Origin of the sequence: Psychrobacillus sp. FSL H8-0510 (assembly GCF_038008345.1) — a bacterium.
GTDB classification, from domain to species: domain Bacteria; phylum Bacillota; class Bacilli; order Bacillales_A; family Planococcaceae; genus Psychrobacillus; species Psychrobacillus psychrotolerans.
This window is the reverse complement of record NZ_JBBOYZ010000001.1, coordinates 759718-775125: the sequence shown is the minus strand read 5'-3', so window position 1 is coordinate 775125 and position 15408 is coordinate 759718. Positions and strand designations below refer to the sequence as shown.

General features: G+C 33.6%; 15 protein-coding genes and 1 pseudogene. All 16 read right to left on the bottom strand.

Going from position 1 to position 15408, the window contains the following annotated elements:
• Positions 1 to 148: 148 nt before the first annotated feature.
• Complete coding sequence (locus MHI40_RS03800) at positions 149 to 304, bottom strand: hypothetical protein (RefSeq protein WP_340761577.1); 156 nt, start codon at positions 302 to 304, stop codon at positions 149 to 151.
• A gap of 315 nt (positions 305 to 619) precedes the next feature.
• Entirely contained in the window at positions 620 to 1174 is a 555-nt protein-coding gene (locus MHI40_RS03795) for a DoxX family protein (protein WP_340761576.1), read from the bottom strand.
• 911 nt (positions 1175 to 2085) lie between these two features.
• Positions 2086 to 2250, bottom strand: coding sequence for a hypothetical protein (locus MHI40_RS03790; RefSeq protein WP_340761575.1), 165 nt, complete (start codon positions 2248 to 2250; stop codon positions 2086 to 2088).
• A 368-nt stretch (positions 2251 to 2618) separates the two neighbouring features.
• A complete protein-coding gene (locus tag MHI40_RS03785; RefSeq protein ID WP_340761574.1) occupies positions 2619 to 2816 on the bottom strand; it encodes a hypothetical protein in 198 nt (65 codons plus the stop codon).
• A 253-nt stretch (positions 2817 to 3069) separates the two neighbouring features.
• Positions 3070 to 3342 (bottom strand): annotated as a pseudogene (locus MHI40_RS03780) (DUF3100 domain-containing protein); the annotation flags it as partial.
• Positions 3343 to 3418: 76 nt separating this feature from the next.
• The gene (locus MHI40_RS03775; protein WP_340761573.1) at positions 3419 to 4546 is read right to left on the bottom strand and encodes a DegT/DnrJ/EryC1/StrS family aminotransferase; all 1128 of its coding nucleotides are present in this window, start codon (positions 4544 to 4546) and stop codon (positions 3419 to 3421) included.
• Between the two features lie 33 nt (positions 4547 to 4579).
• Positions 4580 to 5143: an N-acetyltransferase gene (locus MHI40_RS03770; RefSeq protein ID WP_340761572.1), complete on the bottom strand. Its 564-nt coding sequence runs from the start codon at positions 5141 to 5143 to the stop codon at positions 4580 to 4582.
• 53 nt (positions 5144 to 5196) lie between these two features.
• Positions 5197 to 6510, bottom strand: coding sequence for a nucleotide sugar dehydrogenase (locus MHI40_RS03765; protein WP_340761571.1), 1314 nt, complete (start codon positions 6508 to 6510; stop codon positions 5197 to 5199).
• 337 nt (positions 6511 to 6847) lie between these two features.
• Entirely contained in the window at positions 6848 to 8068 is a 1221-nt protein-coding gene (locus tag MHI40_RS03760; RefSeq protein WP_340761570.1) for a lipopolysaccharide biosynthesis protein, read from the bottom strand.
• On the bottom strand, positions 8065 to 9249 hold the full coding sequence (locus MHI40_RS03755; RefSeq protein WP_340761569.1) for an O-antigen ligase family protein: 1185 nt from the start codon (positions 9247 to 9249) through the stop codon (positions 8065 to 8067). Before MHI40_RS03755 ends, MHI40_RS03760 begins: the two co-directional genes overlap by 4 nt.
• 24 nt (positions 9250 to 9273) lie before the next feature.
• The gene (locus MHI40_RS03750) at positions 9274 to 10386 is read right to left on the bottom strand and encodes a glycosyltransferase family 4 protein (protein ID WP_340761568.1); all 1113 of its coding nucleotides are present in this window, start codon (positions 10384 to 10386) and stop codon (positions 9274 to 9276) included.
• A 26-nt stretch (positions 10387 to 10412) separates the two neighbouring features.
• On the bottom strand, positions 10413 to 11651 hold the full coding sequence (locus MHI40_RS03745) for a glycosyltransferase family 4 protein (protein ID WP_340761567.1): 1239 nt from the start codon (positions 11649 to 11651) through the stop codon (positions 10413 to 10415).
• 30 nt (positions 11652 to 11681) lie between these two features.
• Complete coding sequence (locus MHI40_RS03740) at positions 11682 to 12965, bottom strand: hypothetical protein (RefSeq protein WP_340761566.1); 1284 nt, start codon at positions 12963 to 12965, stop codon at positions 11682 to 11684.
• Between the two features lie 16 nt (positions 12966 to 12981).
• A complete protein-coding gene (locus MHI40_RS03735) occupies positions 12982 to 13632 on the bottom strand; it encodes an acetyltransferase (RefSeq protein ID WP_340761565.1) in 651 nt (216 codons plus the stop codon).
• A gap of 17 nt (positions 13633 to 13649) precedes the next feature.
• On the bottom strand, positions 13650 to 14273 hold the full coding sequence (locus tag MHI40_RS03730; RefSeq protein WP_340761563.1) for a sugar transferase: 624 nt from the start codon (positions 14271 to 14273) through the stop codon (positions 13650 to 13652).
• Complete coding sequence (locus MHI40_RS03725) at positions 14273 to 15388, bottom strand: DegT/DnrJ/EryC1/StrS family aminotransferase (protein ID WP_340761562.1); 1116 nt, start codon at positions 15386 to 15388, stop codon at positions 14273 to 14275. Before MHI40_RS03725 ends, MHI40_RS03730 begins: the two co-directional genes overlap by 1 nt.
• Positions 15389 to 15408 lie beyond the last annotated feature (20 nt).

Sequence of the window (15408 nt, the reverse complement as noted above, 5' to 3'; positions counted from 1 at the left end):
AACTCAATAGGTCGGTTTTTATTTATGGATCGTTGATTATTCCCATACACAGGAACACATTTTGAGAAAGTTTTTAATCCAAGCTATCCTCCACATGGAATGCTTGAAATATAGATTCTGGTACCCAGACCACCTACAAAGAAAATATTCATATATGTTCGCCTCCCTTATGTATCCCACCATCAATGATTTGTAGTACTAAGGCCAGACACAATAGTACACCACCTACAGGAAGGAACATTTCCGGTAAGTACATCGGTATACGCAATAAAGAAGAAGTAACACCTAATTCCAATGTATTCATAAAGTGTACTGTTCCACCTATAATTTTAATTCTCTCTTCTTCATTAGTCCTAACAAAAGAAAGAGTCAAGCAAAAAAAGTAACAGTCGCTTAATATGAATTTACCTTTTTTATACCACTTTGAATTGTATTCTATTGTCAGAATAATATAGAATTTCTACTAACATAGGGATACTTCACTGTTTTGATGAGCTTAAAAAAATAGCGTTAGTGAATTTCCATCCCTTTCTCTTGAAATTTGAGAAGGGGATTTTCTTTCACCAACGTTATAAATTGTACAATTGAATTTTTCTTCTGCCGTTTTTACTTTTTGACCTTATTTAGGTGCACTATTCTTTTTTCTATTCCAAGGGGTCCCTAATAATGGCAGTGCCCAACGATCCAATCCGTACCATCCTGCGACTTTCCAAGCAAGTACTAACCAAGTTGCTAAGATGAATAGCAATGGATTAGTGCTAAGCGTCCCAGCAAACAGAAAACTGACGTTCATGAGAGCACCGAAAAAAGCTGCGATACCAGTAAGTAAGCCGAACACTAAGCCCAATCCTACTAATAATTCTCCAATTGCAACTACGTATGAAAACAACTTTGCATTCGGTAGCACAGTACTTTCAAGGAAAGTTGCATACCATCCAGCCACATCTGCTCCTTCTTGTGATTTTGCAAGAGCACCGTTCACAAAGCCACTGAGTGCAGCTCCAGCATCTTCTCCTGTCCAAGCTTCATTGTTTAATTTTGCCCAACCAGCTTTCACCCATGTATACCCGACATAAAGTCGTATAATTAACCAAATAACTGCAGAACGAGTGTTACTAAATAAGAATCGCGAAACTGGATTCTCTTGAATATAAACAGGACTTGTATCTTTCAAATTATCACTCCTCTTTAAGATTTCACTTTTCTATATAGCTATGTGTCTATCATGTATACAAAAAATAAAGTTTATTTAACATCGATGGTTGGAGAATGTTGAAAAGGTACAAGGTTATGAGACAATTCTAAGTGGTTCCTTATGCTGGTATCTGAAAACTTCTCATACACACACTTGGACAAGATTTTGATTCGCAATATATCCTTTCGCAGGCTTCTTTACCAGTCCAAATATCGTAGTAGCCATCTTTTTCATGATGCTTTTATTTAAGTTAATAGTAGCAGTATATTTTAGTATGTTCAACCTAAATTAATAGAATTTTTAGATATATAGATGAAATGGAACGATCTTTGTCGAATTCTGAACTAAGCGTAAACGCCGACAAACATTGGATAGCCCCATAAAAAAATCAGCTCCTACATTAGAGCTGACTCCTTCAACCTATGAAACTCCGCTGATTGTAGCACGTTTACAGATTCTTGGTAATGAAGATTCAGATGAAAATCTTAGTGTCGAAGAGGGTGGAGGTTGCTTCCACTATTGTCAATTCTAACAAAAAAAGCTTGTCGCTTGTTTTTTTTACAAGTTATCGGAAAACCCTATATGCTTCAAGTTCTATAACATACAACAAATAAAGCTTTCCTCTTGCTTATGCAAGGGTGAAGATTTATGACTAATCATCCAACTGTTTCGAAAGTGAGAATAAGAAACATTACTTATGATAAAGCCAAATAACACCCACCTGTTTATGAGGTGGATGTTTTTTGTTCTTGCCTATTTCAAGTGAATTTCAGAGATTCGTCAGGATAGTCTTACACAATGACAAAATTAACGAACTATACCCGTACCTACTAACTATGCAGAAAGATAATGTTTACATCTAGCGTCCTTACCAGCCTTACCTAAATTTCTTACCGTGCAGTTTGTTCCAACTGTGCAATACGATGAATCTCTTTTTCGTGATATTCTACTTTATTCCATAACTTCTTTTTAAACTTTTCATCCAGACAATCATTATGTGAACTTATATTGTATTTCAACATATATTTATGCCAAGCTAATTTAAGGTTTCTCATACTTGCGTCACATCCCTATATTTATCATCGTGTGACTATTGGTATTTTTAAATAGTATTAAAGACCTATTAACTATAATTATTGTTCCCACTGTTTTTTTAATCAGGATTACATTTCAGAGCTCATATTAACTCAGTTCCAATATCAGTGGATTACTATTTAACGTTGCGTTTCAATTTAGATATAAATATTAGAATAGAACGGCTACTTCTATTGTTTCTTGTACAGGGTCCGTTTTTAAAAAATAAAATAACACCCCTTAATTCATCAAAGGAGTGTTATTGAATATTACTTAATTAATATTGAATTATAATTAATAATTGGTAGATTAGCGTTGAATATCACCTTATACAGCGCAGCTTCTCTACTCAAATAATTCCTTGGAATCTTAAAATCAGTTCTGCAATTAATGCAGACCCGATAAATGTTCCGAGCATAACGAGACTCGCATCCACAATCGTTTTCCATCCCAGTTTCACAAAATCCGTCCACGAACGTCCAATTGCGATACCGGCATACGCTAATATCGGTGTCGCCAAAGCCAGTAGTTGCACTTCATTGTCCACTCAACTACTTTAGCGGATCCTGGAAACCATGGCATTGAGACAATAACCCCTTTAATGGAGATATACGCTATATTCGGAAAGTTAATGGGGTCAAATCTCTTAGAACAAATCCTGCCAAACAGACTAGTATCAGGACAATCATACCGGGAACGGCAGCGAGTGGCAAAATGTCATACCCCGCCCAGTTTCCAATTAATGCGGTGATGCCAAAGATCCCTAGCTAACAAAACCCATTCTTGTATGTTTTTCAGCATCAGTAACCCTCCCTATTCCGTGTCATTCGCGCGTAAATTTTTTCAGTCAACGGAAGTCCAATAAAAATACTGACCCAAAGACCCGTGGAAAGGGATAGCAAATTTCTTGCCCCTGAATAGGCGATAATCTGAGTTTCGAGTTATGGAAATGCGGCAATCAACGAGCCACTCGCGGCAGCCATCATACTTCCACTTCCGACCCCTGACGCCATCGCAAAAGATAGTGGACTTAACGGTGTTAACGTTGCCAACAATCCTGAAATCAAACCGAGGGCTTATAATCAAAAACCTTCTAACAATGAAATGATTTGTTAGAAGGTTTTATTTATTACATAATATTTACTTAAACTAATTAAAATATTCCATAATAACACTACAAACTTGATCAATTTCTTGTTCAGTCAAGTATGGATGCATTGGTAGTGAAAGAACAGTTTGAGATAGTTCTTTTGTTATCTGAAAATTTTTGTGATTAGACTTTAAATCTGAGAATGCTTCCTGCTCATGCATTGGCATCACGTAATATATCATACTTGGAATATTTTCTTCTTTTAACTTTGCCTGTAGATTATTTCGTTCCTCATTGTTATTTAACTTGATTGTGTATTGAGCAAAACTCGAAGCATAACCTTCAGGTATAAATGGAGTTTCAACTACACCTTTTAATTTTTCGTCATAGAGACGAGCTACTCTATTCACATCATCTACTTCATGCTTAATAAATGCTTCTAATTTCACCTTTAAGATTGCAGCTTGAATAGTGTCTAATCTAGAGTTAACACCAATTCTCACATTATCGTATTTATTATTTCCTTTACCATGCACTTTTAAAGAATTAAGCAATTCTGCTAACTTATCATCATTTGTAAAAATAGCACCACCGTCTCCATAACAACCTAGAGGCTTAGCTGGAAAGAATGAAGTAGTTGAAGCATTTCCAAAACTACATGCTCTTTTACCTTCAATAACGCCACCGAAACCCTGTGCACCGTCTTCTAAAACTAATAAGTTATACTTATCAGCTACTTTTTGGATTTCTGGATAATTTGCTGGGAGTCCAAATAAATCTACAGGAATAATAACCTTTGGAGTCAATTTACCCTCTTCAATTGTTTGTTTAACTGCTTCTTCCAATTTGACTACATCTAAATTAAACGTATTTCTATCTACATCCACAAATATTGGAGTTGCACCATTGAAAGAGACTACTTCTCCTGTTGAGAAGAATGTAAAGTCAGGTAAAAATATGGCATCTCCTTCCTTTACTCCCCAAGCCATTAAAACTAAAGTCATTGCTTCTGTTCCATTAGCACAAGTTATACAATGTTTTACTCCAACATATTCAGAAAGTTGTTGTTCTAGTTCTTTTACCTCATTACCTCCAATAAAATTGGCGTTAGTTAATACATTTTGAATTGCATGATCAATTTCACTTTTATATGTCTGATACTGAGTCTTTAAATCCCTAAATTCCATGATAATCCCCTTTCTGAATATTTATTTTTATACTTATTTACGTTCAAAGAGTTTTTCATTTGAAAGCGTATACTCTCTTCTACATTCATTACATATCAAGTCTGCTGCAAGAACATGACCACATTCGCATACCCAACCTTTTTGCCTAGCAGGGACACCCACCATCAAAGCATAGTCAGGAACATCTATTGTTACAACAGCTCCAGATGCAACCATTGCCCAACGACCAATGGTATTACCACAAACTATAGTGGCATTAGCACCAATAGAAGCACCGTATTTCACTAGCGTTTGTTTATACCCATCGGTACCTTTAGGATATTTACTTCTCGGTGTTAAATCATTCGTAAAAACCATTGAAGGACCACAAAAAACATAGTCCTCCAATTCAACACCTTCATAAACTGATACATTATTTTGGATTTTAACCCCATTACCGATTACTACATTATTAGATATATTTACATTTTGACCTATAGAGCAATTTTCTCCGATGCAAGCACCTTTTTGAATATGACTAAAATGCCAAACTTTTGTACCTTCACCTAACGTAACATTTTCATCTACATAACTACTAACATGAACGAAATTACCCATAATAAAACCTGCCTTAATATTATATTCGATGGAGCAACCACTACCTTTTACTCTTATAATAATTCGATATTTTCTCTAAGTTTAATTTCTTTCAATGCATTCTTAGTATCAAATATTGCCTTTGAATGTTGTTGCACAAAAGCATAATCTACATTTGAGTGAGCTGTTGTAACAATTACTAAATCAGCACTTGATAATAGCTCAGCTGTTAGATCTGCTTCACCCTTTTTAATCACACCATTCTCGCGGTATTCAGGAACAAAAGGGTCGTAATAAACTACATCGGCCCCTTCTTTTTCTAATTCTTCAATCACACGAATTGCTGGGCTTTCTCTAAAATCTTCGATATCTTGTTTGTATGCTACACCTAAAACCAAGATTCTCGAACCATTTAGAGCTTTTCTATCTCTGTTTAGAATCTTACTTGCTCTTTCCGTACAATATTCAGGCATACGGTCATTTACCATCATGGAAGACTCAATCATTGATGTGTGGAATCCGAACTCACGTGCCTTCCATGAAAGGTAATAAGGATCAAGTGGAATACAGTGCCCGCCTAGGCCAGGTCCTGGATAGAATGCTTGGAAACCATATGGCTTAGATTTTGCTGCATCAATTACTTCCCATAGGTTAATCCCCATTTTATTACTTAACATTGCAAGCTCATTAATAAGCCCAATATTTACATTACGATATGTATTTTCTAGAATCTTTTCCATTTCGGCAATCGCAGGGGACGACACTTTAATTACTTCTCCATCTAATACTGCCTCATACATTGCAGCAATCACTTCAGTTGCATCTTCACCAATAGCACCAACTACTTTTGGAGTATTTTTTGTTTTATAAATTGCATTACCCGGATCTACCCGTTCAGGTGAAAATCCTAAATAGAAATCTTCTCCACAAACTAATCCTGAGCCATTTTCTAAAATAGGCTTAATCAATTCTTCTGTTGTACCCGGATAAGTTGTAGACTCTAATACTACCATCGTTTCTTTCGTTAAATATTTTGCAATCTCTTGAGAAGATGCTTTCAAATAACTTACATCTGGTTGTTGGTATTCATCAAGAGGAGTCGGTACACAAATAGCAATAAAGTCTACGTCTTTCATAAAACTAAAATCAGAGGTTGCTGAAAGCAGACCTTTTTCTACTAAGTCCGAAAGATCACTATCTACTACATCTCCAATATAGTTTTGCCCCTTATTAACCATGTCCACTTTTTCTGCTTGAACATCAAAACCAATTGTTTTGTACCCTGCTTTTGCTTTTTCTACTGCTAGTGGAAGTCCGACATATCCTAGACCTACAACCCCCACTGTAATTTGTTTGTTTTCTATTTTATCTAGTAGATTTCTTTTCATATTTATCTGTCCTTTCTTTCCTATATTTAATTTAATACTTAATCTATTGTTTTATTTCAACCAAACTTAATTGAGTAAAACTGATTTAACTTTTTTGAAAACTGGTCAATTCTACTAGAAGTTTTCACTGCTATACTTCCGCTAAAACTGGCTAACGGTTGTCCGACACTACTGTAACCTTTGTAGTATTAAGAATGAGTAAACAGTGATAGTAAAAATTCAGTCGCCCATTAAGTGTTCTAAAACTCATAATTAATTTCTAGTAATATCCAAACCAATGTGAAAGCGAATAGCACCGAATTGTCAGAACTGTTCCTTACACAGGGACGAACGAACACTATTTTATACTCTCTGTTTCCTTAGTGTCTTTTCTACGATAATTAAACAGAAATATACTTAGCTGCATAATAAGTTTAAAAACAGTTGACATTAGAACCCCAAATGTAAAACCTTTCAACCCGGCGATTTGGAAAAAGTAATAGCATAAGGCTACATAGACTACCAAGTGAATTCCACTCAAGTATATTTGCCAGCTTATTTTATTAAAGCGTAGGTTGAAAGGCTGTAGTACAGTAGAAAGCACCCCAACAATAGCAGTAGCTGTCGTAATATAGACTAATTCGAGTGATTCTTCTGCCCAATCTTTATAAAAAAATCCTAAGAAATATGGGCTAATCCAAATTGTTAGAATATATCCAAACACGCCTATAATGGTAGAAACACTAAACATTTTTATAACATTTTTTAAACTAATGTTATCTACCTTAACTAAATAACTTAAAATAACAGAGTTTACAGGGTTAATCATCATTGAAATTATTTTTCCTAAAATGGTAGAACTATAATAAATTGCTACGGTGACAGGCCCCAATAAAGGAAGTAATATTAATTTATCCGCATAAGACAGAACATTCTTTAAAAGGTTGGCTATATATAATGCTAGACCCTTTGATGCCGTGATTTTAAATAAATTGGAAAATCTAAATTTTTCCTTATGCAAACTTGTATGACGTAAAATATAGATCAAGCTAAATAACAGCCCTGTAAAATATATTATCTGCCAATTTCCCAAATATAAAAAGATTCCAGAACCTATCAAGTAACCTAAGCTCATAAATATATTATTTAAAAGAATCCCTTTATAATTCAAAACTAAACGAAAGGTTACTATTAAGTACTCCTTCCAAAGTGAAGCCACTGTTATTAGGCTTAGTAAGATAAAATCTAAAATTTCTAAACTAGAATCGATATAAAATGATATATAGATAATTAATAAAATACTCACAAAAGAAGAACCTAATAATAGAGGATTAAAATCACCCTCTTCATTCGCTTCCTTATATTCTTCATCTCTTAATAAACGTATATTATTCAGCACATTACCTAATGGAAAACTTACAACAGTAATAACACTTATTAAGGTTATTATTAAACCATATTCTTCCCCACCCACTACCCTTGCGATTAAGGGATAAGAGATAAGCTGAAGAACGAGTAAGGGTAAGGCTGCAGAGATAATATTTAGCAGGGAATCTATGAGAAATTTCTTTTTCTTCATGTTAATTTATCACCGATTTCTATATTAATCTTAATAAGCAATCCTAATAATATCCAAAATTTAATATCGGTGATATAAGAACTACTTACCATCAAATGAATAAATCCAAGACTTATCCAAATTATTATTAAATGATAATTTTTTGTATTTTTTGTTAAAATACTTCTTATTAATATAAACAAGAAGAGTATAATTGCTATACCACCCACTATTACACCAAAGTTAATAATAACTTCGAGAAAGAAATTATGTGCGTATCCTCCCTCTTTTCCAATAATTCGACGATCCGCTCCTAAACCCAGACCTACCAAGGGATGATTTGTTACTGCTTGAATAAGATTTTCATATATATAATCTCGTCCACTTAAATGTACCTCACCACTCAATAATAGTTTTATACTTCTACTATTAATGTCATATTTAGTTAAAAGCTCATATAAAGTGTTGAGTAATTTGTCTAAATTGAGACTCAAAAATACTAAACTAACAATTACTAAAAAATTATAAAAAACTTTTGATCTGGAAACTTGAAATATTAAGGGAGCCATTTTTAACACAATGAAGACAGCGATACATAGCAGTGCTCCCCTTGAACCTAGGGCAAGAATTACAAAAATAGATATTAAAGCAAAAAGAAGTTCCTTGGTAGAATATTTATCAATCAATTTATCTAAAAATAGAATCGCTGGTAACAACATATAATAAGAAAGAGCCATACTATATGATCCAGTAGTAGCATTCCCAGTAACTATGGCTAGGCCAAGTAATGCTCCAAAAAAGAAGATAACATAGCTAGCCTTTATCATCACTTTCTTTAAAATGTCTAAATCCCTCAAGCTGAATGTATATATAAATGCTGGCAAGCACATTCCAAATAACGGAAATACTAATGCTATTAAATAGACATGATTATTAGGGAAAAACAAATAATTAAAGAGAAATATAAGGATTGCAATAAAGTAAACACCTATAAACTTCCCGAAACTCCTTTTTAAAACTGCTGGTAGGGCATACAGAAATAGGAGACCTACTACAATCTTAGAAAGCATCTGAACCCTTGCACCATTGGAAGTACCATTGAGATCAAAATAAATCAGAAGAAAATATTGTATAGTGAGAACTATAAATGGCGCCATTATTGCTATGCTTATTTTTTGATCAACTGATTTATTTTTTACCATAATTATTCACCTTATTCTTCAAATTCATTTTTTTAAGGCTTTAGCGTAAACCTCATCATATTGAGCTACCAATTTATCCCAATTGAATTTCCCTACTAATGCCAAGCAATTTTTTGAAATTACTTCGTAATCATTCATAATATCTATTATTCGGTCCGATACCATACCAGGGTCTAAAGAATCAACATGATATCCAACTTGCCCTTCCTCAAATTGACCATCGAATCCTTGCCCCTTTGAATAAATAAGTGGTAACCCCTGGCTCATTGCTTCTGGGTAAACAAGGCCAAAAGTTTCTGTTAAAGAAGGCATAACAAATATATCGTGGCTCCGATACATCTCTAACAGACTTTCTTTTGGTTGTGGCTTTAAATATTTCACGAATGAAAACTTCATCAATTCTTCATAAACTTGTTTATTAGAAATCTTACCCACAACCGTAAATTTTATATTATATCCTTTATCCTCTAGAATCTTAAGAGCCTTAGCGGAGGTAAGGATATTCTTATTATTGTTTACATCACCTATAAAGATGGCATTTAAGCCTCTTGGTTGGGATAGAGTTTTAGGTTTACCTATATTTTCAAACCAAAACTTGTCTATCCCGTTAGGAATAATTATAGATTTTTCTAGCACTTCTTGTTTATTCTTTTGAGGAATATATTTTTCTACAACTATTTTTTTATAGGAATCCGATAAAAAAATTATTGCTTCTGCTTCCATTAATATCTCAATGCCCAATTTACGAAGTAAAACTCTTCGCTTAAAAAACTGGTTAACATCTGTATTTCTAACAGCAACTACATAAGGTATGCCAAAAAATTTTTTGGTCTGCAAAGCTATATATCCATTAGAAAAAAGCGTATGAGCATGCACTAGAGAATAAGTATCCATTCGGAAGTTCTTTATTAAATCCTTATATATTTTTCTATGTTTGACATGAAACAAATAACGATCATATTTATTATGATTCTTACTAACAGTAGTATAATCTCCTAGCTGTAAATGGGACAGATCAGTAGTTAAAGGCAAAGGTACATACACATTAATAGGTATACCATTACTTACCTGGCGGTCATAAATATTTTTATATAACATCCCACCTCCGTAATAAGAATTTATATGTAAGACCTTCATAATTTACACATCCTCGTCTACATTTATTAGCTCTCTATAATAATGGCTTCTAATTTATCAGTTAAAATTTTAAAGTCATAATTCTGTATGGCTACCAACGAATTTTCACAGTATTGATCATATTCCTTCTGATCCATGTTATAAAACTCTAAAATACCATCAACTAATGCTTCCACTGAGCCGCCTTTTACGGATTTGCCACAATCATGTTTGACTAAAATATCGTAACCACTTTCCATATTAGATAAGGTAGGCTTTCCAGATGCAATATAATCAAAAAGCTTATTTAAGCTCAAACCATATTTATATAAAGGGATATGTTTACCAGTAAAAACATTTAAATCAGACCTACTTAATATATTAGGTATAAACTTCTTCTCAACCTTTTCTTTAAAAACTATATTTGTCAGCCCTTTATTTTGTACGTATTCCTTTAATTTTTCTCTTTGGCTGCCATGTCCAAATAATATAAATTGAATGTTGTCTATTCCCTTTTCTTGCACTTTATCTGCTGCTTGAACTAAATATGTTAACTCATTTGCAACTCCCATACTTCCTGTATAAAGAATTTTAAATGTAGAAGGATTGTCAAGATGTTCATCACTATAAATGAACTCTTCTTTGTTTTTGTTGTATTCTTCTAAGTCAACACCATTATTTATGTATCTTACCTTTGAAGAGCTAAGTCCAATTTCCTCTACATAATCCTTTCCACCGGGTATAGTAAATATTAGTTTGTCTGCTTTTTTATATAACCATTTTTCTCCCTTATACAAAAGCTTAGCAACTAAACTATTTTTTTTAAGAGTGCCATATTGCACAATAGTTTCTGGCCATAAATCCCTAATTTCACATATACAAGGGACATTATATTTTTTGGCTATTTTAATACCAGCTAATAGAGTAAGCGGATGTACACTGGATGCCAAAATAACATCCGGTTTTCCATATTCTTTCCCATACTCCGCTGTTGAAGGATATAGATTTTTGTAGAAATTCCACATATTTTTAATGCGTTCTATACCATTTTTATATTTAGTAGTTTTTACAAAGACATAAGGTATTTTCTCAACAGACTTTAGCCGATAAGTTCCGCCCGGAATATCCACACTCATATCACTATTATGTCTTGTACTTGCACAAAAAATAGTAGGTTCATAACCTTTTTTCAAAAGGTTTTTGGCAAACCAATAATGCCTTCCACCTTTGTTAAAGTATGTCCCATGAGCATAATGATTGAAAATCCATACTGTTTTTTTTTGCATTGTCATATCCTCTTCTGTTTGGTATAGTAATTATTTTTCTTGTAAGACTTTATAATTACATATAGTATTCTTGAATTTACCTGAAGCCAAAACAGGTATTTCATTTACAAGCTTCACCTGAAGATTAGCATCTTCACCTAAAATCACTTTAAGTGAATCTATAAAGTCCATTTCCTTATAAACACCCTCTGCTCCATTAACCTTTAAAATATAATAATTTTTATCTTCTTGAATGAATTGCCATTGCTTTAATTTTCCATATCTTTTCATATGTACACTAATGCTATGTGGAGTCAAAACATTTCCTTGTGTATCATAGACCATATCAATTCTTCTTCCTTGAATACTCCGCAAAGTAGAGATATTTTGACGGTCAAGATCATCTGATATAGCAAGATCTCCCGTATCATATCTAATAATAGGCATAGCGTGATTATATAAATCTGTAACAACTATCCTGCCTAACTCTCCTGCTTCTGCAGTTTCATCACTGTCTAGCTTCAGCAATTCTATGTAGTAGCTTGCTCTGTTGACCTTAAATACTCTACTATTTGAGTTTGTCTGTGCTAAAATACCATTTTCTTGATTGGAATACCTATCTATAATGGGACAACCAAAAATACTTTCTAGCTTTTCTCTGGTTTCTTCCTTTAATAACGAGGAACTAGAAAAGATAACCTTTAAATTGAACATACTCGACGTATCGCCTTTATCGTACATATATTGACTTAGTATTTCATAGGAAGAAGCATAGGCCAAACAGCTGTTTATTTGTTTATCATTCTTTAACGTACTTCTTATACTTTCTAATGCAACTTCATCTAATTTTAATATATCAATCGGGACTAGGTTTTGTTTAAATCTTTCTACTTTGGACTTCTTTTCGGGCCAAGCTTTAAAATACATATATTTTTGACCAAGTACTTGACCTTCTATTTCATTAAAATAGATTACTTCTGCCATTGTTCTTTCCCGCTTAGCCTTGTCTTGATTTACGGTAAAAGGTGTCCCTGTAGATCCACTTGTAGACATTCGATGATATACATTAGTCGAATCTTGAGATTGGAAAGACTCATACATTTCCTTATAATGATTTTTTGTTATCACAGGTAAATCACTAAAATCTGATGATTTTAAAGGAATATAAAAAGGCACATTATTATGAGCATAATTACAGATAGATTGTAGCTGTTTTGAATTATGTGCATTACTCTCCATGATTTGTTTTATATCATTATAATGTTGTTTAATAGTTTGACCTTTAAATGAATCTATTCCCCAAAATACAAAACCTCTAAGAGTCTTTCTTACCATAATAATCACCCTTCGTTTAAATGGACTTCTTTTTGCTGTATCTTTTAGCTGGCACACCTTTATACAAATAGTTTGGTTCAGTATTCTTCGTCACTACAGCCCCTGCACCTAAAACTACATTGTCCTCAATAGTTAGGCCTTGTATAACTGTGGAACCTGTTCCCACCATTGTGTTAGACTTTAGTGTGACATTTCCTGATATCCTGCTTCCCGGCATAACAGTCACATACTCTAGCATCGTCACATCATGACCTAAAGTTGTACCAATATTAATATGAGAATGATTACCCATCTGAAAATCTGGATTTATAACAACACCTGCACAAATGATGTTACCCTCTCCTATTTTTATATAATCACTAACTACCGCACTTGGATGTATTAAATTTACCCACTGAACGCCATTTAATTTTTTTGATATCTCTTTTCTTACTCCACCATCAGCAATTGCTATAACACCATATATGTTTTTTTGTTCTGAAAACTGCTTAATATAATCGGTATCCCCAATTACTTCATATCCTAGAACATATGTACCAACTAAGCTTTTATTATCATCAATTATCCCTAATAGTTTATACTCTTCATTTATCAAATTTAACTGTTCAATAATTTCTATTACTTGCTTACTAAATCCACCGCTGCCAATAACTACTATATCTTTCATATTCCAACCCCATTATACTATGACGTTTTCTGTGAACCTTTAAATTTCGTATCTTTTATATCACTATTAAAATTAATTCCTTCTCGTACAAATACCTTCTTAATAGTTAACCAGATAATTTTGATGTCATTGGTAAAACTAACATTTTCTACATATTCGACATCAAGGTCAAATTTATCTTCCCAAGATAAAGAGTTCCTACCTTTTGCCTGAGCAAGCCCAGACAAACCTGGTTTAACTTCATGTCTACGTTTTTGATGAGTGTTATAGAGAGGTAAATATTCAACCAATAAAGGTCGGGGTCCAATAATTGACATATCTCCTCGGATAATATTAAATAAGCCTGGTAATTCATCTAAGCTTGTACTCCTTAAAAACTTTCCAAACTTAGTATGTCTCATCTCATTAGGAAGTAACTCCCCATTCTTATCTCTCTGGTCCGTCATCGTCCTAAACTTATACATCATAAATATCTTCTCATTGAGCCCAGGTCTCTCTTGTTTAAACAATACCGGACCACCAAGCTTAACTCTTACAAGAATAGCAACTATTAAAAGAATTGGACTTAACACAATAATAGCTATTAAAGATAATATGAAATCCATTAATCTTTTTACATATTTTTTATAAAAGCCATTCATTAATCTTTCCACAACCCTTTAATTATTTCGCAAATTCTAGTTAATTCTTCATCCGTCATCTTCGTATCAGAAGGCAAACAAATCCCATTTTCAAACAATTTTTCAGATACATCTGTCCCCACAAAATCATACTTCTCAAAGAACGGTTGTAAATGCATTGGTTTCCAAATCGGTCTTGACTCGATATTCTCTTTTTCAAGAGCTTCCATTACATCAGCGGGTCTAACCTTACCGTATAAAGTCATGCTACTTAACCAATAGTTAGGCTCATTCCACTCATTGCTAGGCATGAATTCAATACCATCCAGCCCACTAAGTTCTCTTTTATAGAATTCAAGGATATAATTTTTCTTAGCAACTCGTTCTTTCAATACTTTTAGCTGACCTCTACCAATACCAGCAACTACATTACTCATTCGGTAATTGTAGCCAAGTTCACTATGTTGGTAATGTTTTGCTTGATCTCTGGATTGAGTCGCCCAGAATCTAGCTTTAGCAATCCGCTCTTCATTATTAGAAACTAGCATCCCTCCACCAGATGTGGTAATGATTTTATTTCCATTAAAAGAGAAGATACCGTAATCTCCAAACGTTCCAGTGTGTCTTCCTTTATAGTATGTTCCTAAAGACTCAGCAGCATCTTCTATAAGGACTACATTATATCTTTTACAAAGTGCTACTATTTTGTCCATATCAGCTGACATTCCATAAAGATGTACAACAATCACCGCTTTTACATCTGGGTATTTTTCAAAAGCTTCCTCCAAAGCCTTCGGACACATATTCCATGTTTTATAATCGCTATCTATAAATACAGGAATAGCATTTTGATAGATGATTGGGTTAGCTGTAGCCGAGAAAGTGAGTGTAGAGCAAAAAACGATATCTCCTTCTCCTACATCCGCTGCTTTAAGAGCCATGTGAATGGCAGCTGTTCCCGAAGTTAATGCTCCGGCTGCTTTTATACCAACCATATTAGCTAGTTCATTTTCAAATTGATTTACGTTTTCTCCAAGTGGAGCAATCCAGTTTGTGTCAAAAGCTTCTTTTACATATTGCTGTTCATAACCTTCATCACTCATATGTGGTGATGATAAGAAAATTCTTTTGCTCATTTATATGACTTCCTTCTATT